Raw genomic sequence first — 21,858 nt, forward strand, 5'->3', positions numbered from 1 at the left:
GAAGTCACCGATCGGCGTGCTGGCCGAGCAGGGTACGCAGAATCGGCTCGGCGTGTACCCAGAGCAGTGCGCCGCCTACATCCGCGACCACGTGGCGGCGTGCACCGGGTATCCGGGTGGACAAGAATGCGCCGCGATCCGGGGAGTGGCTGGTATCCAGTTCGCCGTACCAGATGTCCACCGGCACCGCGATCTTCTCGAGGTCGAACGGCCAGCGGCGCATCGCGAGCAGGGTGTCGTGCACGTATCCCCCGGGCCCTGGCGCGAACGCTTCGGCCAGCGCACAGCGATAGGACGCCGCGAACGCGGCGCTTCGATAGACCGCGACATCGGACGGCGCACTCGCGGCGATCACCGTATCCCACATCGCGTCCGCGTCGAACGCCGCGAGATGACGTGCGGCGGCCTCCGGGGCGTGCGCGGCATCGTGTACGAGAGCTCGCACTCCCTCGGGCAGCGCGTCTGCGAATTCGGGGGCGGCGAGCTCGTCCGCGGCGGAGACCAGGGACACCGCCCCGGCCACGCCGGCCACCGCGCACGCGAGCGCGAACGGCGCACCTTGCGAGTTACCTACGACCGCTGGTCTGCTCAGCCCGCGGCGCGCGGACAGCTCGCGGATATCGTCGGCGAACGAGGCGAATGTTCGGTCCGGGGCAGGCGTCGAAGCGCCCAACCCGGGGCGGTCGACGGAGACCAGGCGCACCCCGAGCCCCTCGACGGAGTCGGCGCCGAAGCCGAGCCGACGACTCGTCGCCGCTCCCGGGCACAGCAGCACCGGAGTGCCGTCCGGCGGACCCCATTCGGCCCAGCCCAGCGCCCGTCCGTCCGTGAGGCGTGTGGTCCCGATCCGGTCGGGATCGCGAATCGACACTGACACGCCGATCATCCTGGCGCGCACCGGCCGCGGCCGCAGCTGATTTTCGCCGCTTCCCGGAGCGACGAGTCAGTCGCGCACCAATTCGGCCGCCGACCAGTTGGGATAGTCGCTGTAGCCCTCGGCGGTGCGGCCGTACAGGAGTTCTTCGCGAATGGGCGCAAGCGGGAGGTCGTAGCGAATGCGGTGCACCAGATCGGGATTGGCGATGAACGCCCTGCCGAAGGAGACCAGGTCGGCCAGACCCGCGCGCAGCACCTGTTCGGCGCCCGCCGCCGTGGTGGGCTCGCGGTTCTCGCCGATGTTCGCCATGAGCGTGCCGTGCCAGAGCGGCCGCAAGTCGCGCAGCGCCGGGTAGCGGTCGTTGTCGGTGAGGTGCAGGTAGGCCAGACCGCGCCCATCGAGTTCGGCGACGAGCGCCCGATAGAGCGGGGCCGGGTCGGCTTCGTACATGTTGAACTGCGGGTTGCCCGGCGAGAGCCGGACCGCTGTGCGCTCGGCGCCGATCGCCTCGGTCACCGCGTCCACCACCGCGAGGGGCAACCGCATGCGGTTGGCGATCGATCCGCCGTACTCGTCGTCACGCAAATTGGTGTTGTCGGCGAGGAACTGGTGCAGGAAATAGCTATTGGCCCCGTGGATCTCGACCCCGTCGAAGCCCGCGGCCATGGCGTTGCGCGCCGCGGCGGCATAGTGCCGTACGGCGGCCTCGATACCGGCGCGATCGAGCGCGGCGGGCGTGATGGGATCGGCCTTGCCGCCGTCGATCAGGTGCACCCGATCGTCGTCCAGCACCGCCGACGGTCCGGCGGGCCAGGACCCATCGATCCGCGCCAGCGGGTGGCCCTTGCGTCCGCCGTGCATGAGCTGCGCGAAGATCCGGCCGCCGCGCGCGTGCACCGCCTCGGTGACGCGCCGCCACGCCGAAACGTGCATGGGCGTCTGCAATCCGGGCACCCAGGCTTCGCTCTGTCCGGTGGAGTGCGGCCAGATGCCCTCGGTGACGATGAGCCCGGCCGTCGCGCGCTGGGCGTAGTAGTCGACGACATCGCCGGTCGGCGATCCGTCGGGCAGCGAGCGCAACCGCGTCATCGGAGACATGACGATCCGGTTGGGCAGGTCGAGCGGGTGGTTGCGGCATTCGGTCAACAGCAGCATGGCTGTACCGTAAAACCTGACATTGATGTTAGGTCAAGGAGCGAATGTGCGGATCGGCGAACTGGCCGAGCGGACCGGTGTGAGCGTCCGGTCGCTGCGGTACTACGAAACCAAAGGCTTGCTGGCCTCGGAGCGGACCTCCGGGGGTCAGCGGGAGTATCCGGAGGCGGCGGTCGACCGGGTCCGTCGCATCCAGGAGATGTTCGCCGCCGGCCTGCACAGCGACACGATCGGCGAACTGCTGCCGTGCATCCACGACGTCGACGGCACCCCTAATGCCCGAGCGACGCCGTTCCTGGTGGAAAGGCTGACCGAGGAACGCGCCAGGATCGATCAGGCGATGCGCGATCTGCGCCGGACCAGCGACGTGCTCGACGGCATCATTCGAGCGGCGGGCGCGGGCGCCTCCGAACAGTAGGGTGGACGCCATGGCTCTCGACAGCGGAACGATCTCCGAACCCGGTAGCGGCGCGGTGGCGCCGCCGGTCGCCAAGACGGTGCCCACCGAGCGGGTCCATCACGGCGACGTCTTCGTCGACGAGTACGAATGGCTGCGGGAGAAGGAGAACCCCGACGTCATCGCCTATCTGGAGGCGGAGAACGCCTACACCGAGGCACAGACCGAGCATCTGAGCACGTTGCGCGAGCGAATCTTCGACGAGATCAAAGCGCGCACGCAGGAGACCGACCTCTCGGTGCCGACCCGACTGGGCGACTACTGGTACTACTCGCGCAGCTTCGAGGGCAAGCAGTACGGCGTGCACTGCCGGTGCCCGATCGCCGCGGGCGCCGAGGGCATCGACGCGTGGACGCCGCCGCGGTTGGAGGCCGAGACCGAGGTCCCGGGCGAAGAGGTGCTGCTGGACAGCAACGAGCTGGCCGAAGGGCACGATTTCTTCGCGCTCGGCGCGTTCTCGATCAGCCACGACGGCGATCTGCTCGCCTACTCGGTCGACAACGTGGGCGACGAACGGTACGTGCTGCGTTTCAAGGACCTGCGCACCGGTGAACTGCTCGGCGACGAGATCGAGGGCACCGCGCCGGGCGCGACCTGGTCGCTGGACGGTAGCCACGTCTTCTATCAGACCGTCGACGAGTCGTGGCGGCCGGACACGGTGTGGCGGCACCGGCTCGGCAGCACCGATCCCGACGTCAAGGTGTTCCACGAGCCCGACGAGCGCTATTGGGTGAGCATCGGCGCCAGCCGGTCGGAGAAATACCTCATGATCTGGGTCGGCTCCAAGATCACCAGCGAGGGCTGGGTGCTGGAATCCGATGACCCCGAGGGCGAGTTCCGGGTACTGCTGCCGCGCCGCGAGGGTGTCGAGTACTCGGCCGAGCACGCGGTGATCGGCGGGGCGGACCGGTTCCTGATCCTGCACAACGACGTGGTGGATGGCGTCAAGGCGGAGAACTTCGTGCTCGCCGAGGCGCCGGTCGACGACCCGTCGAACCTGACGCAGCTGATCGGGCACCGCGACGACGTGCGACTCGAGGACATCGACGCGTTCCGCGACCACCTCGTGCTCAGCTACCGGCGCGAGGCGCTCACTCGGATCGCGGTGTGGCCGCTGACCGACTCCGGCTACGGCGAGCGGCGCGAACTCGACATCGACCTGGAACTCTTCGCGGTAGGCGTCGGATCCAACCCGGAGTGGGACCAGCCGACCCTGCGCATCGGGCTGACCTCGTTCATCACGCCGATGCAGGTATTCGACTATGTTCCGGCCACCGGCGAGCTGCTGTTGCGCAAGGAACAGCCCGTGCTCGGCGGCTACGACGCGAACGACTACGAACAGCACCGGGACTGGGCGGTCGCCGAGGACGGCACGCGGATCCCCATCTCGCTGGTGCGGAAGAAGACGACGGCCGTCGACGGGCCGCAACCGCTGCTGCTCTACGGCTACGGCTCCTACGAGGCGAGCATCGATCCGGCGTTCTCGGTCGCCCGGCTGTCGTTGCTGGATCGCGGCATGGTCTTCGCGGTCGCGCACGTGCGCGGCGGCGGCGAGATGGGCAGGCTCTGGTACGAGCACGGCAAGACGCTCACCAAGAAGAACACCTTCACCGACTTCGTCGCCGCCGCGCGGCACCTCATCGAGACCGGGGTCACCGCCGCCGACCGGATGATCGCCGACGGCGGCAGCGCGGGCGGCCTGCTGGTCGGCGCGGTCGCCAACATGGCCCCCGAGCTGTTCGCGGGCATCCTCGCCAACGTCCCGTTCGTCGACCCGCTCACCTCCATCCTCGACCCGTCGCTCCCGCTGACCGTGATCGAGTGGGACGAGTGGGGCAACCCGCTGACGGACAAGGACGTCTACGAGTACATGAAGTCCTACTCGCCCTATGAGAACGTCGAGGCCGAGGACTACCCGGCGATCCTGGCCATCACCAGCCTGAACGACACCCGCGTGTTGTACGTCGAGCCCGCGAAGTGGATCGCCAAGCTGCGCGCCACCGCGACCGGAGACGCGCCGCTGCTGCTGAAGACGGAGATGAGCGCGGGCCACGGCGGGGTGAGCGGGCGCTATGAGAAGTGGCGGGAAGTGGCCTTCGAGCACGCCTGGGTACTCGACACGGTCGGTCTCGCCGACGCGTAGTCCCACCGTCCGGCCGCCCGCGCGAACCGGCGGCCGGACGGTAGCGGCGCGCCGTCAGCGGGGTGAGCGCTCGATACACCCGTGACGGAGTGTTCGCCGCCCCGTCATGCCGCCTGCACGTCGAGGACATGTGCGGCTGGCACCGTAAGTTCATGAACGCTGAGCTGATCGTATCGATTTCCGGGATCAGGGACACCACCCGGGACACAGCGATGGGATTCGCCGAGGAGATGGATCGGCGCGGCGTACCTCTCTCGCTGCTGGTCGCCCCGCGGTTGAAGGGCAAGTACCGGTTGCTCGACGACCCGGCGACGCAGGCCTGGCTGCGCGGGCGGCGGGCGCGCGGCGACGCCATCGTGCTGCACGGCTACGACCAGGCGGCCACCAAGCGGCGGCGCGCCGAGTTCGCCGCGCTGCCCCGGCACGAAGCGCGGTTGCGGTTGACCGCCGCGGATCGGGTGCTCGAACAGGTCGACCTGCGCACCCGCCTGTTCGCGGCCCCGCGCTGGGATGCTTCGGCGGGCGCGCTGGACGCGCTGCCGGAAGTCGGTTTCCGGTTGGCGCTCGGCTCGACCGCGATCATCGACCTGGAGCGCAATATGGCGCAGAAGTCCAGGGTGTACGGCATCGGCGAAGGCTTCCGTGCGGAGCCGTGGTGGTGCCGCGCCCTGATCATGGGCGCCTCGCGCACCGCCCGCCGCGGCGGTGTGCTGCGGCTTGCCGTGTCCGCCGTCCAGTTGGCGCGATCCGGCCCGCGCCAGGCCATGCTCGACGCCGTCGACCTCGCGCTGTTCCACGGCGCGGTCGGCGCCACCTACCGGTGGGAATCCTTCCCGGCCCTGCGCGCCGCATGACTGACGTCGCGGGCGGCGATGCGCCGGCGCCGTCGCCCGCGGCCGGTCGGGACCGCGCTCGCGCGACCGATCGGCGCCGCCGCCCGCGAATGGCGTAGCCGGGCGGCGGCGCTGTCCTGATCAGGACGGCGCGATTTCCGTCTCCGGCACGGCGGGCGTGGCGTTATGCGTGAATCCGCCTGCCTCCTCGTGCGTGAGCGAAGTCGAGAACGGTCGCCGCCGTAGTTGTCCGATGCACCGGTCGAGATCGGCGATCAGCAGGTCGGCCATGTCGATGGTGAAGCCGTGGCGCAGGACCGCGCGCATCACCGTCTCGCCGTCCCGCTCCGAGGGCAGCGGATAGGCCGCGATCAGCCAGCCTCTGGAACGCAGCCGGTCGGACAGGTCGTAGAGGTTGAAGCCGGGATCGCCGGTCAGCCGCCAGCACACCGCGGTGATGCCGCGCTGCGGGTCGCCGTCGTGGATCAGTTCGAAGACCCCGAGCCCGCGCAGCCCCGCGGCCAAGTGCTGCGCCACCCGGTAGATCGCGGCCTGCACCCTGGCGTAACCGGCACGGCCCAAGCGGATGAATTCGTAGTACTGGGTGATCGCCTGTCCGCCCGGGCGGGAGAAGTTCAAGTTGAAGGTGGCCATGCTGCCGCCGAGGTAGTCCACGTCGAAGATCAACTCCTCCGGCAGGTCGCCTGCCTCCCGCCAGATCGCCCAGCCCGCGCCGAGCGGAGCCAGCCCGGTCTTGTGCCCGGAGGCGTTGATCGACTTCACCCTGGGCAACCGGAAGTCCCAGATGAGGTCCGGGGCGGCGAACGGGGCGAGAAAGCCGCCGCTGGCCGCGTCCACGTGGATCGGAATGTCCCAGCCGCGCTCGCGCTCCAGCGTGTCCAGCGCCGCGCTGACCCCGGCGACGTCTTCGAACAGACCGGTGTAGGTCTGGCCGAAGGTGGGCACGACCATCATGGTGTTCGCGTCGCAATGTTCTGCGACATCGTCGGGGTGCATGGTGAGCCGGTCCCCGCGCAGCGGAATCCGGCGGATCTCCACGTCGAAGTAGCGCGCGAATTTCTCCCAGCAAACCTGGACAGGCCCGCAGACGAAATTGGGTGTGGCGGTGCCGCCACGCTTGCGCCAGCGGAATTTGGCCGCGAGCCCGCCGAGCATGGCCGCCTCGCTGGACCCGATGGTCGAGGTGCCGTGCGTGGTGGCCGGGTCCGGCGCGTGCCACAGGTCCGCGACCATCCGCATGGCGCGGCGCTCCAGCTCGGCCGTCTGCGGGTACTCGTCCTTGTCGACGATGTTCTTGTCCAGGCATTCGGACATCAGCCTGCGGGCCTGGTCGTCCACCCAGGTGGTGCAGAAGGTGGCCAGGTTCATCCTGGAGACGCCGTCGAGCATCAGCTCGTCGTGCACGATTTCGTAAGCGACCTGCGGAAACATCTCGTGCGCCGGGAATCCGGATCGCGGCGCGGATCGGCTCAACCCCGGTAGGGCGAACAGATCATCGGCTCCTTCGGACATGAGTACGGCCTCCCGATTCGACAGGTGTGCGGGTATGCCTCGTCTCTCCTGGAGGATGCCACTCGATTGCCGGCATCCTCCCCGCCCACCTTGACACACGGCGACCGACTTCTGGACGCACTTCGTACTCGTCTGGGAATCGCCCCGGATCACAGGCCGCGCCCGGACACCCGACTCGTTGCACGACCTCCTGTTCCAGGGCGGGAGATAAGGTTGGGGAATGACGGAGGATGTGCGTGTCGCGGCGCTGCGCGGTGCGGTGGCAGGCTTGATGGAGCAGGCGAAAACCGATCTGGCGCAACTTGTCTCGTTTAAGTCGGTAGCCGATCCGCGGCAGTTTCCTCCCGAGGAGTGCGATCGTGCGGCGCAGTGGGTGGCCGACGCGTTCGCCGCCGCGGGGCTCACCACGGTCGGCCTGCACGAAACGCCGGACGGCACCAAGGCAGTCGTCGCCTCACGGGCCGCTCCCGAGGGCGCGCCGACGGTGTTGCTCTACTGTCACTACGACGTCCAGCCGCCGATGGACGAGGCCGCGTGGCGTACCTCGCCGTGGGAGCTGACGGAGCGCGACGGCCGCTGGTACGGGCGCGGCAGCGCGGATTGCAAGGGCAACATCGTCATGCACCTGACGGCTTTGCGTGCGCTCGGCCCGGACCTGCCGCTGGGTGTCACCGTGGTCGCGGAGGGCTCCGAGGAGCAGAGCACCGGGGGACTGGAGCGGTTCGTCGAAGCCCACCCGGACCTGCTGCGCGCGGACGCGATCGTGATCGGCGACTGCGGTAATTTCGCCGCGGGCCTGCCGACGCTGACCGAGACGCTGCGCGGTGGCGTGAACGTCGTGGTCACCGTCGAAACGCTCGCGAGCCCTTTGCATTCCGGCATGTTCGGCGGCCCGGCCCCCGACGCGCTGGCCGCGCTGATCCAGCTGCTGGCCTCGCTGCGCGACGAGCGAGGCAACACCACGATCGACGGCTTGGCCAACGATCAGGTTTGGCCGGGCGTGCGGTACCCGCGCGAGCAGTTCCACGCCGACGCGGGCGTCCTGCGCGATGTCGAACTCATCGGTGACGGCGACGTCGCCGATCTGCTCTGGGCGCGACCGGCGCTGACGGTGCTGGGCATCGACGCGCCGCCGGTGGTGGGATCCGCGGCCGCGATTCCGCCGATCGCGCGGGCCCGCCTGAATCTGCGGATTCCGCCGGGCACCGATCCGGATCAGGCGCACCGGGCTCTCGTGGCGCATCTGCAGGCGCATACGCCGTGGCGCGCCCAGCTGACCGTGGAACTGGAAGGCATCGCCGCGCCGTTCCGGTCTCCCGCCGGGGGACCGGCGCGCGCGGCGATGGAGGCGGCGCTGGCCGCATCCTATGGACGCGCGCCGACCACCCAGGGGCAAGGCGGCTCGATCCCGCTGTGCAACGTCTTCGCCGCCACCTACCCGGACGCGGAGATCATGCTGCTCGGAGTCGAAGAACCGAAATCTCTGATCCACGCGCCCAATGAGAGCGTCGATCCCGAGGAGATCGAGCACATGGCGCTGGCCGAAGCGCTGTTCCTCGCGACCTATACCGGCTAGGCCTACAGCTCGGTGGCGTCCTCCGGTGCGAGCACCCGGAATTCGGTCCCCTCGGGCGCCATCTCGTTCAGCCGGCCGAAGTAGATGCCCTGTGCCTCGGGCCGGATGATGCCGAAGTGGATGGGCAGCGCTACCCGCGGCGCGACGGCGCGCAGGTAATCGACGGCCTCGCTGATCCGCATCCACGGTGCGACCGCCGGAGCGGCCAGCACGCCGACCGGGACCGGCGGCACCCACAGCGAATCACCGGGGTGTACCAGCTGCGCCGGGTCGGCCGGGGTGCCCAGCAGGAAGACCGTGTTGTCGATCACGGGAATCTCCGGGTGGATGACGGCGTGCCTGCCGCCGCCGCCGGTGATCTGGAGACCGTCGAGCGTCAGGATGTTGCCCGCGCGCACCGGTTCCCACGGCTCGCCGCGCTGCTGGGCGGTCTGCGGATCCGACAGCAACCGTGCGCCGGGGTTCGCCTCGATCAGCGCCTCGATCCGGTCCGGGTCGATGTGGTCGGGATGCTGATGGGTGACCGCGATCGCGTCCAGGCCGGTGAGGCCCTCGAAGCCGTGCGAGAAGGTGCCCGGGTCGAACAGGATCTTCTTGCCGTGCAGCTCGACGAGGAGGCAGGAATGACCGAAGTGGGCTATGCGCATGCCGTCATGCTATCCACGCCCGGTGTGTTCTCCGTGACATCGCCGATGTCTTGGCCGACCCCGCGGATGCCGTGCCCGACCTGCACAACTACGCTGCTGAGGTAACCCCCCAACCACATGAGGAGCAACGCGTGGCACGAGTCGTGGTCGAGGTGATGCCGAAGGCCGAAATCCTGGATCCGCAGGGGCAGGCCATCGTCGGCGCACTCCCGCGCCTGGGATTCGAGGGCGTCTCGGACGTTCGGCAGGGCAAGCGATTCGAACTCGACGTCGACGACAGCGTCGATGACGCGGCGCTCGAGCAGATCGCCGAATCGCTGCTGTGCAACACGGTGATCGAGGAGTGGAAGGTGGTCCGCGTTTCATGACCGCGCGCATCGGGGTCATCACGTTTCCCGGCACGCTCGACGACGTCGACGCGGCCCGGGCGGTGCGCCTGGCCGGCGCCGAGGCGGTCAGCCTGTGGCACGCCGACGCCGACCTGAAGGGCGTCGACGCGGTGATCGTGCCCGGCGGCTTCTCCTACGGCGACTACCTGCGTGCCGGCGCCATCGCCCGGTTCGCCCCGGTGATGGGCGAAGTCGTGCGCGCGGCGGGCGCCGGACTGCCGGTGCTGGGTATCTGCAACGGTTTCCAGGTGCTGTGCGAGGCCGGGTTGCTGCCCGGCGCGCTGACCCGCAACGAGGGCCTGCACTTCATCTGCCGCGACGAGTGGCTCACCGTGGATTCGGTGTCCACCGTGTGGACCTCCCGCTTCGAGCCGGGCGCTCAGATCCTCATCCCGCTCAAGTCCGGTGAGGGGCGCTACCAGGCGTCGGAGGCCGTGCTGGACCAACTCGAAGGCGAGGGCAGGGTCGTCTTCCGCTACTCGAGCGACAACCCGAACGGCTCGCAGCGCGGCATCGCGGGCATCGCTTCGGCCAACGGTCGCGTCGTCGGCTTGATGCCGCATCCGGAGCACGCCACCGAGCCGCTGACCGGACCCAGCGACGACGGTCTGGGCCTGTTCCTCTCCGTGCTGGACACCCTGGTCGCTGTGTGATCCGGCCGCCGGGCCACGAACGGACGACGCTCGGTCTCGGCGTTTGTCGACTTCAGCTGATGCGGTCGATGATGTCGAAGTCGACGCCTTTCGCGCGGGCGATATATCCGCGTTGAATCGCCTGGTTGCCGCGGAAACCCCGCACCCCGGCGGGGGTTTCGAGGAACAGGCCGTGATCGAGGGCATCGAGTATCTCGGGCACTTCCAATGATCCGACCGCCCGTGCGAGCGCGCCCAGCGTGTGGATGGCTTCGTAGGTGGCGTTGCTGAAGCTGGTCAGCGCGGGGGCGAACGCGCCGTGGCGCGCGGTGTAGCGGGTCATCCGGTCGCGTCCGTCGGGCGTGCGGTCGTCGAGGAAGAAGCTGGACGCCACGAAGAAGTTGCGGTTGGCCTCGGGGCCCGCCGCCAGCAGCACGTTCTCGTCGGCGGCCGGGCTGACCCGCAGCTGACTCGCGGCGCGGCCGGTGGCCGCGTACTGCCGGTTGAAGCGGGCGACGTCGGCGCCGACCATCAGGATCACCACCGCGTCGGCCAGGTCGAGTGCCGGATGATCGAGGAAGCCGGAGAAACTCGGCGACCCCAGCGGCACGAACTGTTCCAGCACGATCGCCGCCGGATCGGACAGGCTCGCGCGGATCGCGGCGGCGGAACGGCGCGGCCAGATGTAGTCGTTGCCGATGACGGCCCAGCGCCGCACGCCGTACTCGCGTTCGAGCCAGTGCACGGCGGCCACGGTCTGCCCGGCCGGGTGCTCGCCGAGCATCAGCACGCCTGGCAGTTCGTCGGTCAGGCCCTCATGGCTGGTGGCGTACAGGTATGGCACCCGGCCCGCGCCCGCTCGCGCCACAGCCCGCCGGACCGCGGAGGTGTGCCACCCGGTGATGGCGTGCACCATGCCGGTGGACAGCAGCGCGGAGACCTCGGCGGCGACCTCGTGTGGCGGGCGGCCCCCGTCGATATTCGTGGTACGAATTTCCCGCCCCAGAATTCCCGCACTCCGGTTGATTTCGTCGACCGCGAGCGTTACCGCCGCATCGCAGGACGGCGCGACGATACCGCCCGGTCCCTGCCGCGGAACTATGTTGAGGACCTCGATTGTGCCCTCGGGGCTCTCGAACGGCGTCGACATTCGGTACTCTTCTTCTCGTTCGAGCGAAATTCATGGCAGGCAGGGAATAATGACGTCCATTGTAAGCGGAAATTCGACGCTGCATGGCGCGCTGCGTGCCGCGGAGCGCGGTTGGGTGCGGCACTTGGACACGGCGTTGTGCGCCAGGCAACTCTCCCCGGATCAGTGGTCGATGCTGTCGAATCTGTGTGGGGACACGGGTATCACGATGACCGAGCTGGCAGCCAAATCGCAGCTCGCGCCGTCCTCGGCCACCCGGCACGCCGACTATCTGGCCGAGCGCGGCCTGATCTTCCGGCTCGCCGCACAGGACGATCGGCGCCGCATCCTGATCGGCCTCAGCAGGCTCGGAGCCGATCTGGTCGCGGAGGTGCGTGCGGAGGAGGCGCGCGCCGAGCAGGAGTTGCGCGGACGAATCGGCGCGCGCCGATATACCGAACTCATGCGATTGCTCGACCTGGTTTCCATCGCCTCGGAGTAATACTCCACAGTACCGGACATTCATCCGATGAATGCCCCGAACGTCCGATTTGTGATCGTCCGGCAAACCATTCTTGCCGTTATGTTCCACTGTGAATAGCCCGCGTGGCGGGGCTCCGCGCGAGCGAATTCTCCGCGATAACGGCAAGGCTCGTACCGTCTCGACCGATATCAGGCGCACGCGCGCGCCGACCGGGACACTACGGTCGCGGCCCACTTGCCTAGGATCGCAGGCATGCCCGTCTCCTCCACCGCTGCCACGGCCGCCGGGCTGTGCGCGTTCATCGATGCGTCTCCGTCGCCGTTCCACGTCTGCCGCACGGTCGCCGCGGAATTGGACGCGCGCGGGTTCACCCGGCTCGCCGAATCGGAGACCTGGCCCTCGGACGGTCCGGGTAGGCACTACGTGGTTCGCGGCGGCTCACTGGTCGCCTGGGCTGCCGGAGACGCCGCGGGCGCGACCCCGTTCCGCGTGGTAGGGGCGCACACCGACAGTCCCAACCTGCGCGTCAAGCAGCATCCCGATCTCACCTCGGCGGGCTGGCAGCTCGTCGGGTTGGAGCCGTACGGCGGTGCGTGGCTGAACTCTTGGCTGGACCGGGAACTCGGTGTCTCGGGACGGCTGAGCGTACGCGAGGCGAACACGGTGCGTGAGCGGCTGGTTCGCATCGATGAGCCGATCCTGCGGGTGCCGCAGCTGGCCATCCACCTGTCCGAGGACCGCAGGGGCGTCACGCTGGATCCGCAGCGGCACGTCAACGCGGTGTGGGGCGTCGGGTACGAAGCGGCGGCGTTCATCGATTTCGTGGCCGATCGGGCCGGGGTCGATCCCGGCGAGGTGCTCGGCTGGGAATTGATGACCCACGACCTGGCCCCGAGCAGGCTGATCGGTCGCGACCACGACCTGGTCAGCGCGCCGCGCCTGGACAACCAGGGCACCTGTTTCGCGGGTTTGCACGCGTTCCTGGCCGCGATCGACGATCCGGGCGCGGCGATCCCGGTGCTGGCCATGTTCGACCACGAGGAGGTCGGCAGCCAATCCGACCGTGGCGCGCAGTCGGATCTGCTGCCCGCGGTGCTGGAACGCATCGTGCTCGCGCGCGGTGGTGGGCGCGTCGATTACCTTGCCGCGCTGGCCGGTTCGGTGTGCGCGTCCGGTGACATGGCGCACGCGACGCACCCGAATTATCCGGAGCGGCACGAGCCCGCGCACCGGATCGAGGTCAACGGCGGGCCGGTGCTGAAGGTCAACCAGAATCTGCGCTACGCCACCGACGCCACCGGCGCCGGGGCGTTCGCGCTGGCCTGTGCTCAGGCCGGAGTCGCGTTGCAGCGCTACGTGCATCGCGCCGACCTGCCCTGCGGCTCCACGATCGGCCCGATGACCGCCGCGCGCACCGGCATGCCCACCGTCGACGTCGGCGCGCCGCAGTTGGCGATGCATTCGGCGCGCGAGCTGATGGGCGCGTTCGACGTTCCGGCTTATGCCGCGGCGCTGGCCGCCTTCCTCACACCCGAGACCGCCGGGCGGTAGGTGACCACCGCGACGACGAGGACGGCGAAAGTGGCCAGAACGTAGCTGCTTCCGATGATCTGCTGCCACCAGGCCCATTCCAGCTCGCGGTCGCGCGAGTGCGGCAGCAGCCAGTGCGGACCGATCAGGAACAGCACGGTGGCCGCCGCGACCGCGCCGATCACCCGCGGGCTGCGCGCGCCGCGCACCACGAGATCGGCGGTGACCACCAGCGCGGGCGCGATCCACACCCAGTGATGCGACCAGGACACCGGCGAGACCAAGAGCACCACCGCGGCGTTCACCAGCAACGCCGCCACGGTCGCGCCCGCGTCGATCAGCCTGCGCATCCACACCGCGGCGAGCGCGACGGCCAGCGCCGACAGCGCGATCCACAGCACGGTGGCCACCGTGTCGTCGACGCCCAAGCGGAAGGCCATGCCCTTGATGGACTGGTTGCCCGCGAAGTAAGGGGGGCCGATCCTGCCGGTGTCGGCGAGGGTGTGGAACCAGTAGTCCACGGAATCGCCGGGGAACAGCAGGAATCCGAGGCCCACCGCAGCGATGGCGGAGATGACCAGCGTGCCCGCGGCCTTCCAGTCCTTGCGCAGCAGGAAGTACAGCAGGTAACCGGCCGGGATCAATTTCACCGACACCGCGATGCCGATCAGCATGCCGCGCGGCCAGAACGGCTTGCGCACCAGGCAGTCCAGTGTGATCGCGGCCATCAGCACCAGGTTGATCTGTCCGAAACCGAAGGTCTGGCGGATCGGTTCGAAGAACTGCGCCACCGCGACCGCGCCGACGACCAGGGTGAGCACGGCCGGGCGGGAAAGCTCCGGACGCGGGCGCGCAAGCACCAGCCACAGCGAGATGCCCAGGCTCGCCACGGAGGTGACGACCACCAGCACCTCGGCGACCACCAGCGGCATCAGGGCCAGCGGCGCGAAGAACAACGCGGCCAGAGGCGGATAGGTGAACGGAAGTCCGATGCCCTCGACCGGCGGCATCGGGCCGTAGAGATCGCCGCCGTCCAGCCAGACCCGGGCGCCGTTGCGATACACCTGGAGGTCGATGTAGCCGTGCCACCAGTGCACCAGCAGCGACACGAGCACCGACACCGCGAACAACGCGATAGCAGCAATCAGCCAGCGCACTTTCGGTTCCGGCAGGTTCGGCGACGCGGCGCCGGGCGCGGTTCCCGAGTCTCCGCCCGAGGCGAGCGCGGCGTCCGTGGCGATCGATCGCCCACCCGGATTCGCGACCCCCGATCCTTCGTTCACCGGCTCAGAGTAGCCGGTGCGTGGGGCCCCTACCCACTGCCTCTAGACTTGAACCCAGGCATCTCGCCGCCACCCAGTGACAACGCTCGTCGCTTCACAATGCCCGGCCGAAAGGACCCTGGTACTCCGTGACTCCGCAGGTCGACACCGTCAGCGCAGCCGCAGCAAACCCCGACGTGCCGCAACCCTACAAAGAACTCGGCCTCAAAGACGACGAGTACGCGCGCATCAAGGAAATCCTCGGTCGCAGGCCGACCGACGCCGAACTGGCGATGTACTCCGTGATGTGGAGCGAACACTGCTCCTACAAGTCCTCGAAGGTGCACCTGCGCTACTTCGGCCAGACCACCACCGACGAGATGCGCGAGTCCATGCTCGCGGGCATCGGTGAGAACGCGGGCGTCGTCGACGTCGGCGACGGCTGGGCGGTCACCTTCAAGGTGGAAAGCCACAACCACCCCTCCTACGTCGAGCCCTACCAGGGTGCGGCCACCGGCGTCGGCGGCATCGTGCGCGACATCATGGCGATGGGCGCGCGTCCGATCGCGGTGATGGACCAGTTGCGCTTCGGCGCGGCGGACGCGGCCGACACCCGTCGCGTGGTGGACGGCGTGGTGCGCGGCGTCGGCGGGTACGGCAACTCGCTCGGCCTGCCGAACGTCGGCGGCGAGACCGTGTTCGACCCCTCCTACCAGGGCAACCCGCTGGTGAACGCGTTGTGCGCCGGTGTGATGCGGGTCGAGGACCTGCACCTGGCCTTCGCCTCCGGCACCGGCAACAAGATCGTGCTGTTCGGCGCGCGCACCGGCCTCGACGGCATCGGCGGCGTCTCGGTGCTGGCCTCGGACACCTTCTCCGGTGACGAGTCCGGCTCCGGCCGCAAGAAGCTGCCCTCGGTGCAGGTCGGCGACCCGTTCACCGAGAAGGTGCTCATCGAGTGCTGTCTCGAGCTGTACGCGGCGAAGCTGGTGGTGGGCATCCAGGACCTCGGCGGCGCCGGATTGTCCTGCGCCACCTCCGAGCTCGCGGCCGCCGGGGACGGCGGCATGCACATCGAGCTGGACAAGGTGCCGCTGCGCGCGGCCAACATGACGCCCGCCGAGGTGCTCTCCAGCGAGTCACAGGAGCGCATGTGCGCGGTCGTCACGCCCGAGAACGTGGACGCGTTCATGGCCGTGTGCCGCAAGTGGGACGTACTGGCCACGGTGATCGGCGAGGTCACCGACGGTGACCGGCTGGTGGTCACCTGGCACGGCGACACCGTGGTCGATGTGCCGCCGCGCACCGTCGCGCACGAGGGCCCGGTGTACGAGCGCCCGGTCGCGCGTCCCGACGGGCAGGACGCGCTGATCGCCGATACCCCCGACCGGCTCACCCGGCCGAAGACCGCCGACGAACTGCGCGACACGCTGCTGCGGATGATCTCCAGCCCGCAGCTGTGCAGTCGCAAGTGGATCACCGAGCAGTACGACCGCTACGTGCGCGGCAACACGGTGCTCGCCGATCAGGCCGACGCGGGCGTCATCCGGATCGACGAAGCGACCGGCCGTGGCATCGCGCTGGCCACCGACGCGTCCGGCCGCTACACCAAGCTGGACCCCTACACCGGTGCGCAGCTGGCGCTGGCCGAGGCCTACCGCAACGTGGCGACCACCGGTGCGACCCCGAAGGCGGTCACCAACTGCCTGAACTTCGGTTCGCCGGAGGACCCCGGTGTGATGTGGCAGTTCCAGCAGGCGGTGCGGGGCCTGGCGGACGGTTGCGTGGCGCTCGGCATCCCCGTCACCGGCGGCAACGTCAGCTTCTACAACCAGACCGGCCAGACCGCGATCCTGCCGACCCCGGTGGTCGGCGTGCTGGGCGTGCTCGACGACGTGCACCGTCGCATCCCGACCGGCCTCGGCCTGGAACCGGGTGAGACGCTGATCCTGCTCGGCGATACCCGCGACGAGTTCGGCGGTTCGATCTGGTCCCAGGTGGTGCACGACCACCTCGGCGGCGTCCCGCCGCAGGTCGATTTCGCCCGCGAGCAGTTGCTCGCGGAGGTGCTGACCGCCGGGTCGCGCGACGGCATGATCAGCGCCGCCCACGACCTCTCCGAGGGCGGCCTCGCTCAGGCCGTCGTCGAAGCCGCGCTCGCCGGTGAGACCGGGTGCCGCGTCCTGCTCCCCGAGGACGCCGACCCGTTCGTCATGCTGTTCTCCGAGTCGGCCGGCCGCGTGCTGGTCGCCGTTCCCCGCTCGGAGGAGACCAGGTTCACCCGCATGTGCACCGCCCGCGAACTGCCGTGGGTGCGCATCGGCGTGGTCGACCAGGGCTCGGATTCGGTCGAGGTGCAGGGCCAGTTCTCGGTCACTCTCGAGGAGCTGCGGGCCGCGCACGAGGGCACGCTGCCGAGGCTGTTCGGCGCGGGCGCCGTCTGACGAAAACGCCCACCTGGGCGGGCCTGAACCCCTCGTTACCGGGCCCGCCCAGGTGCGCGTGTTCAGGCGACGGAATGGAATGGATCGTGCTCGGAGAGCAGCTTCTCCATCCGCGCCTGATCGATGCGACCGTGTATGGTCGCCGCCTCGTGCTGGTCGCGCACCACTTTCGCGAGCGTGAACGTGCTGGTGACCAGGAAGAGCACGGACATCCCGAGGAATCCGCGCTGCCAGGCGTCCAATGGCAACGCGTAGACCCCGATGCCCACTCCGACGAAACTGACGCCGAAGGCGATCGCCGCCTGCGCGACATAGGCGGCGCTGGCCTTCGGCCGCGCGGTCGATGTGCTCATGGGTGTCAAGTCTGCGGATCACGCCGACCACGCACCCGTGTACAACTACTCGAGCGAAATGGGTAGTTGCCATAGCGGTGTGATCTGCGTCGAGCGGGCCCGCGTGGCGCCGGGCAACGCGCCGGGTCGTCGGTGGCGACCGCCATACTGGTCGAATGCTGGAGACCGCCGGAGCCATGCGGAAGCTGCGTAGACGCGCAGTCGCGGTGACCCGGCGCGCCGAGGACGTCATCGACCTCAACTACGTCGGCTTGGTGATCGCGACGGTGTTCTTCGCCCTGTCGGTGACGCCTTCTCTGCTGCCGCGCGACTGGTTGTTCCAGGGGCTGATCAGCGGGATCAACGCCGCGATCGGGTACGGCGTCGGCTGCCTGCTGGAGTGGCTTTTCCGGCTCTGGGTGCGGCCGCGGCTGAAGATCTCGGCGCCGCCGACCTGGGTGCGGTACGCGGTCAAGTCCGCCGTGCTCTTCACCGCCGCGCTGAGTGCCGCCTTGATGCTGGTGCAGTCGGCGCGCTGGCAGCGCGAGATCACCGCGCTGATGGGCATGGAGGGCACCACCACGCCCGCCTACCTGCGCACCGGTCTGCTGAGCCTTTTGGTCGGCGCCGCGGTGGTCGCGGTGTACCGGACGTTGCGGGAGATCATCCTGTTCCTGGCCCGCCTGCTCAACCGGTGGGTGCGAGTGCCCCGGGAACTCGCACCGGCCGCCGGGTTCCTGGTGCTGGTGGTGCTGGCCGTGACGATCTTCAACGGCGTCGCCACGCAGGCGTTCTTCGCGGTGGCCAACTCGGCCTTCAGCGTGCGCAACGACCACACCTCCGTGAACGCCGTCCAGCCGCGACAACCGGAGCGCTCCGGCAGCCCGACCTCGTTGGCGAAATGGGAGACCCTCGGGTTCGAGGGACGCTGGTTCGTCTCGCACGGTCCCACGGCCAGCCGCATCACCTCGGTCACCGGCCGCCCCGCCAAAGAGCCGATCCGGGCCTACGTCGGCTTGGAGTCGGTCGAAGGCGGCGTGGAACCGGCCGATCTGGCGGTGTCCGAGCTGGAGCGGACCGGGGCGTTCGACCGGAAGGCGCTCGTGGTGGTCACCACCACCGGCACCGGGTGGGTGAACTCGCTGGCCGCGGGGGCGATCGAGTACATGTACGACGGCGACACCGCGATCGTCGCCACGCAGTACTCGTACCTGCCGAGCGTGCTGTCGTTCCTGGCCGACCGCACCAAGGCCGCCGCGGCGGGCAGGGACTTGTTCGACGCGGTGTACGAGCACTGGACCGCGCGCCCGCCGCAAGCGCGTCCCAAGCTGCTGGTGTACGGGGAGAGCCTGGGCTCACAGGGGTCCGAAGCGGCGTTCGACGGCTTGGCCGACCTGCGCGCCAAGGTCGACGGCGCGCTGTGGGTCGGCCCGCCCAACTCCAACCGGCTGTGGCAGCAATTCGTCGCACGCCGCGATCCGGGCTCCCGTGAGGTGCAGCCGTTGTACGCGGACGGACTGGTGGTCCGGTTCGCCTCCGACAGCGCCGATTTGGCGCGGCCGTCCTCGGAGTGGCGTGCGCCGCGCATCGCCTATCTGCAGCACGCGTCCGACCCGATCGTCTGGTGGTCGACGGATCTGATCTTCTCGCAACCGGATTGGTTGTCCGAGCCGCGCGGCTCGGACGTCTCCTCCCAGATGCGCTGGTGGCCGTTCGTCACGTTCTGGCAGGTGGCCGCCGACCTGACCAACGCCCAAGGCGTCACCGACGGGCACGGACATCGTTACGGCACTTTGGTGCTCGACGGCTGGGCGGCCATCGCCGCGCCGCCGGACTGGACCGCGGCGCGTTCCGAACGGATCCGGGCCGAAGTGGAGACGGCGGAGGATTTCGAGCGGACGACCAAGTGAACTCACGGCGCGCCGTGCGAACGATGGCGGCCATGGCGTTTCCGCTCCTCTGGAACAACGCGGTTCTGCCCCGGCTCGGTCTCGGCATCCGCGGCCGGACCGCCGCCAACGCCGGTTTCGCCACCGCGTACGCGCTCGCGCTGCGCGACGAGGCGGGCCGCTGCTCGGTTCGCGGCCTGCGCTGGGGGGTGTTCGCCGCCTCGATCACCGGCACCGGATACGTCGTGGCTCTTGCCGTTCCATCGCTGCGGTGGCAGCTGGCCGCGCTGCCCGACCGCGCGCCTGAAGTGCCCACGAGGGAGTGGGTGGCCGTGCACATCCCGCTCGGCACCGTCTACAGCGAGGAACTCGTCTTCCGCGGGACGCTGGATCCTTTGCTGGACACCGCGGTGGGTCCGCGGGCGGGGACGCTGCTCGGCGCGGCCACGTTCGGTCTCTGGCACATCGCTCCCGCGCGAGCCGTTGGCGACAGCGTTGCGGCGACCGTCGCCGTGACCGCCGCGGGCGGCGTCGTGTTCGGGTGGCTGCGCCGGCGTACCGCAGGCGCCATCGCGCCGGCGCTGCTGCACCTCACCCTGAATGCGGGCGGCGCGATCGCACCGCGGCTGGCCCGTCGCGTCGAGGGATTGTTGCGCAAGCGCTGAACGGCTCGGCTCACCTCGAGACGACTGTGGATGGTTGAGCCGTGCGGGTCTCTGCGGGACGCGGCTGACAGTCGCGTAGCGGACAGCAACGCCCCGACGGAGCCGCCGAACCAGGCGCCGCGCCGATCGGTCACCTACAGGAAAAGCCCCCGCTGCCTGGTCGATCTCGGTCCTGACGGTCGTCGGCACGGCGGCGTTCCCGAGCCGAATGGGCCTTGCCGCAACCGAAGCCGGACAGTGGCTGCAACCACACAGTTGCGCACGTCGTTTCGATATGGGTACAGTGTTCGCATAACGCGCACGGTGTGCGCAACGCGAAAAGTCTGGGAGAAGAAATGTCGAACACGGTGAACTGGGACGAGACGGGCGCGTGGCAGGTACGCGGAGACTGGGGGAGCACGACCTCGACCGGGCGCAGGTTCTCCGTGGCCCGCTGGCAGGCACGGTTGGACGAGCTGCGCGCCGAGCATCACGTGCCGGGCGCGTCGCTGGCGGTCCTGGTGGACGGACAGGTTTACGAGATCGCCAGCGGTGTCCTGCACCGGGGGACGGGAGTGCCGGTGACCACCGACTCGGTGTTCCTCTGCGGCTCGATCGCCAAGGTGTACACCGCGACGCTGATCATGCGGCTCGTCGACGCGGGCAGGCTCGACCTCGACGCGCCGGTGGTGGACGTCCTGCCGGAATTCGCCACTCCCGACGAGCGGGCGACGGCGACGATCACCATCAGGCAGCTGCTCAGCCATACCGGCGGTGTCACAAACGATTTCAACCACGACACCGGGCGGGGTGACGATTGCCTCGCCGGATACGTCGCCGCGGCACGGAATGTGGCGTTGGATTGCGCCCCCGGCACGGCGATGTCCTACGGCAGCCTCGGCTATGTGGTGCTCGGTCGCGTCGTCGAAGTGCTCACCGGCATGACCTGGGACGAGGCCGTGCGGGACATGCTCGCCGGCCCGCTGGGACTCGGCCACCTGGTGACGCTGCCCGAGCAGGCGCTGCGTTTCCGCGTCGCGATGAGCCACCTCGGGGCGGCGGGCGTCGACCCGGAGCCCGCTCCGGAATGGGACGCGATGCCCCGCAGTGTCGGGCCGGCGGCCCGGGTGATCACGTCGGCGGGTGACATGGTCCGCTTCGCCCGCATGCATCTCGACGGCGGACGCGCCGCCGACGGCACCGCGGTCCTCTCCGCGGCGTCGGTCGCCGCGATGCGGCGGCGGGAGGTCGACGTCCCGGACAAGTGGACCGTCAGCGCCGACGGCTGGGGGCTCGGGTGGACCCTCTACGACTGGGACGGCATCAAGGGATTCGGCCACGACGGTGCCGCGATCGGCCAGTACGCGTATCTGCGGGCAGTGCCGGAAGCGGGCGTCGCGGTGGCGCTGCTCACCAACGGTGGTGGCGCGCGGCCGCTCTACGCGGCCCTGTTCCGCGAGCTGCTCGCCGAATTGGCGGACGTTCGGGTGCCGGAGGTGTTCGGCCCGGCCGACCCGCCGGCCGCGGTGGACATCGCCCCGTTCGTCGGCACCTACCGGCGGGCGGGAGTGGTGATCACCGTCACCAAGCGGGACGACGGCACCGGCCACATGCTCTACGAATTCGTCGACGGTATGGCGGGCATGTCACCCGCGCTGAGCATGGACCTGACCCCCGTCGGTCCCACCGTCTTCGCCGCGTCCGGCGCGGGCCCGTCCTTCAGCGAGGACTACATGCCCGTCGTCTTCGACACCCTCACCGACGGCACCGAATGCTGCTACGTCGGAATGCGCGCCACCCCCAAGGCGTGACCGCCTGGCTGCCCGGTGCCTCGCACCGTTCGCGGGCGTGAGGCAGCGGGCGACCACACAGGCCAACGGGGGCAGGGAAGTAGGGTCGGAA

At 69.5% G+C, this 21,858-nt stretch carries 19 protein-coding genes; 12 read left to right on the forward strand and 7 right to left on the reverse strand.

The window, feature by feature from the left end; genetic code table 11:
* Nucleotides 1–4 precede the first annotated feature (4 nt).
* Both K8O92_11545 and K8O92_11550 read right to left on the reverse strand, forming a co-directional pair.
* Nucleotides 5–877, reverse strand: coding sequence for an alpha/beta hydrolase (locus K8O92_11545; GenBank protein UAK34421.1), 873 nt, complete (start codon nucleotides 875–877; stop codon nucleotides 5–7).
* A 66-nt stretch (nucleotides 878–943) separates the two neighbouring features.
* Complete coding sequence (locus K8O92_11550) at nucleotides 944–2,032, reverse strand: alkene reductase (GenBank protein ID UAK34422.1); 1,089 nt, start codon at nucleotides 2,030–2,032, stop codon at nucleotides 944–946.
* A gap of 46 nt (nucleotides 2,033–2,078) precedes the next feature.
* On the opposite strand from K8O92_11550, the gene K8O92_11555 reads away from it, so the two are divergent.
* From K8O92_11555 to K8O92_11565, 3 genes are all read left to right on the forward strand, one after another.
* Complete coding sequence (locus K8O92_11555) at nucleotides 2,079–2,450, forward strand: MerR family transcriptional regulator (protein UAK34423.1); 372 nt, start codon at nucleotides 2,079–2,081, stop codon at nucleotides 2,448–2,450.
* 10 nt (nucleotides 2,451–2,460) lie between these two features.
* Nucleotides 2,461–4,632: a S9 family peptidase gene (locus K8O92_11560; protein ID UAK34424.1), complete on the forward strand. Its 2,172-nt coding sequence runs from the start codon at nucleotides 2,461–2,463 to the stop codon at nucleotides 4,630–4,632.
* A gap of 152 nt (nucleotides 4,633–4,784) precedes the next feature.
* Nucleotides 4,785–5,486: a DUF2334 domain-containing protein gene (locus tag K8O92_11565; GenBank protein UAK34425.1), complete on the forward strand. Its 702-nt coding sequence runs from the start codon at nucleotides 4,785–4,787 to the stop codon at nucleotides 5,484–5,486.
* 120 nt (nucleotides 5,487–5,606) lie between these two features.
* Here K8O92_11565 and K8O92_11570 read toward each other — a convergent pair whose 3' ends face one another.
* Entirely contained in the window at nucleotides 5,607–6,998 is a 1,392-nt protein-coding gene (locus K8O92_11570; GenBank protein UAK34426.1) for a glutamate decarboxylase, read from the reverse strand.
* A gap of 220 nt (nucleotides 6,999–7,218) precedes the next feature.
* Here K8O92_11570 and K8O92_11575 point away from each other — a divergent pair, with 220 nt between their 5' ends.
* The gene (locus K8O92_11575) at nucleotides 7,219–8,574 is read left to right on the forward strand and encodes a dipeptidase (protein ID UAK34427.1); all 1,356 of its coding nucleotides are present in this window, start codon (nucleotides 7,219–7,221) and stop codon (nucleotides 8,572–8,574) included.
* A 2-nt stretch (nucleotides 8,575–8,576) separates the two neighbouring features.
* Here K8O92_11575 and K8O92_11580 read toward each other — a convergent pair whose 3' ends face one another.
* On the reverse strand, nucleotides 8,577–9,221 hold the full coding sequence (locus K8O92_11580; protein UAK34428.1) for an MBL fold metallo-hydrolase: 645 nt from the start codon (nucleotides 9,219–9,221) through the stop codon (nucleotides 8,577–8,579).
* 131 nt (nucleotides 9,222–9,352) lie between these two features.
* Here K8O92_11580 and purS point away from each other — a divergent pair, with 131 nt between their 5' ends.
* Together purS and purQ are read left to right on the forward strand one after the other, a co-directional pair.
* Nucleotides 9,353–9,589, forward strand: coding sequence for a phosphoribosylformylglycinamidine synthase subunit PurS (gene purS, locus K8O92_11585; GenBank protein ID UAK34429.1), 237 nt, complete (start codon nucleotides 9,353–9,355; stop codon nucleotides 9,587–9,589).
* Complete coding sequence (purQ, locus tag K8O92_11590) at nucleotides 9,586–10,263, forward strand: phosphoribosylformylglycinamidine synthase subunit PurQ (GenBank protein UAK34430.1); 678 nt, start codon at nucleotides 9,586–9,588, stop codon at nucleotides 10,261–10,263. Before purS ends, purQ begins: the two co-directional genes overlap by 4 nt.
* Nucleotides 10,264–10,315: 52 nt before the next feature.
* Here purQ and K8O92_11595 read toward each other — a convergent pair whose 3' ends face one another.
* Nucleotides 10,316–11,392 (reverse strand): substrate-binding domain-containing protein, encoded by a 1,077-nt coding sequence (locus K8O92_11595; protein ID UAK34431.1) that lies wholly within the window; start codon nucleotides 11,390–11,392, stop codon nucleotides 10,316–10,318.
* A 49-nt stretch (nucleotides 11,393–11,441) separates the two neighbouring features.
* On the opposite strand from K8O92_11595, the gene K8O92_11600 reads away from it, so the two are divergent.
* Both K8O92_11600 and K8O92_11605 read left to right on the forward strand, forming a co-directional pair.
* A complete protein-coding gene (locus K8O92_11600) occupies nucleotides 11,442–11,873 on the forward strand; it encodes a MarR family transcriptional regulator (GenBank protein ID UAK34432.1) in 432 nt (143 codons plus the stop codon).
* A gap of 234 nt (nucleotides 11,874–12,107) precedes the next feature.
* Nucleotides 12,108–13,406 carry a M18 family aminopeptidase gene (locus K8O92_11605; protein ID UAK34433.1) on the forward strand — a complete coding sequence of 433 codons (1,299 nt, stop codon included), beginning with the start codon at nucleotides 12,108–12,110 and terminating at the stop codon, nucleotides 13,404–13,406.
* Here K8O92_11605 and K8O92_11610 read toward each other — a convergent pair.
* Complete coding sequence (locus K8O92_11610) at nucleotides 13,355–14,542, reverse strand: glycosyltransferase 87 family protein (protein ID UAK35632.1); 1,188 nt, start codon at nucleotides 14,540–14,542, stop codon at nucleotides 13,355–13,357. The genes K8O92_11605 and K8O92_11610 overlap by 52 nt on opposite strands.
* A gap of 254 nt (nucleotides 14,543–14,796) precedes the next feature.
* On the opposite strand from K8O92_11610, the gene purL reads away from it, so the two are divergent.
* Nucleotides 14,797–17,091 carry a phosphoribosylformylglycinamidine synthase subunit PurL gene (gene purL / locus K8O92_11615; protein ID UAK34434.1) on the forward strand — a complete coding sequence of 765 codons (2,295 nt, stop codon included), beginning with the start codon at nucleotides 14,797–14,799 and terminating at the stop codon, nucleotides 17,089–17,091.
* A 62-nt stretch (nucleotides 17,092–17,153) separates the two neighbouring features.
* Here the strand turns inward: purL and K8O92_11620 are convergent, their stop codons facing one another.
* On the reverse strand, nucleotides 17,154–17,444 hold the full coding sequence (locus K8O92_11620; protein UAK34435.1) for a hypothetical protein: 291 nt from the start codon (nucleotides 17,442–17,444) through the stop codon (nucleotides 17,154–17,156).
* A gap of 155 nt (nucleotides 17,445–17,599) precedes the next feature.
* Here K8O92_11620 and K8O92_11625 point away from each other — a divergent pair, with 155 nt between their 5' ends.
* The 3 genes from K8O92_11625 (at nucleotide 17,600) to K8O92_11635 (ending at nucleotide 21,767) form a co-directional block, all read left to right on the forward strand.
* On the forward strand, nucleotides 17,600–19,333 hold the full coding sequence (locus tag K8O92_11625; protein UAK34436.1) for an alpha/beta hydrolase: 1,734 nt from the start codon (nucleotides 17,600–17,602) through the stop codon (nucleotides 19,331–19,333).
* A gap of 23 nt (nucleotides 19,334–19,356) precedes the next feature.
* Complete coding sequence (locus tag K8O92_11630; GenBank protein UAK35633.1) at nucleotides 19,357–19,977, forward strand: CPBP family intramembrane metalloprotease; 621 nt, start codon at nucleotides 19,357–19,359, stop codon at nucleotides 19,975–19,977.
* 335 nt (nucleotides 19,978–20,312) lie between these two features.
* Nucleotides 20,313–21,767 (forward strand): beta-lactamase family protein, encoded by a 1,455-nt coding sequence (locus K8O92_11635; GenBank protein ID UAK34437.1) that lies wholly within the window; start codon nucleotides 20,313–20,315, stop codon nucleotides 21,765–21,767.
* Nucleotides 21,768–21,858: the final 91 nt, after the last annotated feature.

Origin of the sequence: Nocardia asteroides, from assembly GCA_019930625.1 — a bacterium.
In the GTDB taxonomy this organism is placed as follows: domain Bacteria; phylum Actinomycetota; class Actinomycetes; order Mycobacteriales; family Mycobacteriaceae; genus Nocardia; species Nocardia sputi.

Bases quoted from the DNA above. Each gene is read 5' to 3' on its own strand.
- K8O92_11635 (UAK34437.1), top strand. From the start codon at position 20,313: ATGTCGAACACGGTGAACTGGGACGAGACGGGCGCGTGGCAGGTACGC.
- purQ (UAK34430.1), top strand. From the start codon at position 9,586: ATGACCGCGCGCATCGGGGTCATCACGTTTCCCGGCACGCTCGACGAC.
- K8O92_11560 (UAK34424.1), top strand. From the start codon at position 2,461: ATGGCTCTCGACAGCGGAACGATCTCCGAACCCGGTAGCGGCGCGGTG.
- K8O92_11580 (UAK34428.1), bottom strand. From the start codon at position 9,221: ATGCGCATAGCCCACTTCGGTCATTCCTGCCTCCTCGTCGAGCTGCAC.
- K8O92_11595 (UAK34431.1), bottom strand. From the start codon at position 11,392: ATGTCGACGCCGTTCGAGAGCCCCGAGGGCACAATCGAGGTCCTCAAC.
- K8O92_11630 (UAK35633.1), top strand. From the start codon at position 19,357: ATGGCGGCCATGGCGTTTCCGCTCCTCTGGAACAACGCGGTTCTGCCC.
- K8O92_11575 (UAK34427.1), top strand. From the start codon at position 7,219: ATGACGGAGGATGTGCGTGTCGCGGCGCTGCGCGGTGCGGTGGCAGGC.
- K8O92_11565 (UAK34425.1), top strand. From the start codon at position 4,785: ATGAACGCTGAGCTGATCGTATCGATTTCCGGGATCAGGGACACCACC.
- K8O92_11620 (UAK34435.1), bottom strand. From the start codon at position 17,444: ATGAGCACATCGACCGCGCGGCCGAAGGCCAGCGCCGCCTATGTCGCG.
- K8O92_11600 (UAK34432.1), top strand. From the start codon at position 11,442: ATGACGTCCATTGTAAGCGGAAATTCGACGCTGCATGGCGCGCTGCGT.
- K8O92_11605 (UAK34433.1), top strand. From the start codon at position 12,108: ATGCCCGTCTCCTCCACCGCTGCCACGGCCGCCGGGCTGTGCGCGTTC.
- K8O92_11625 (UAK34436.1), top strand. From the start codon at position 17,600: ATGCTGGAGACCGCCGGAGCCATGCGGAAGCTGCGTAGACGCGCAGTC.
- K8O92_11550 (UAK34422.1), bottom strand. From the start codon at position 2,032: ATGCTGCTGTTGACCGAATGCCGCAACCACCCGCTCGACCTGCCCAAC.
- K8O92_11570 (UAK34426.1), bottom strand. From the start codon at position 6,998: ATGTCCGAAGGAGCCGATGATCTGTTCGCCCTACCGGGGTTGAGCCGA.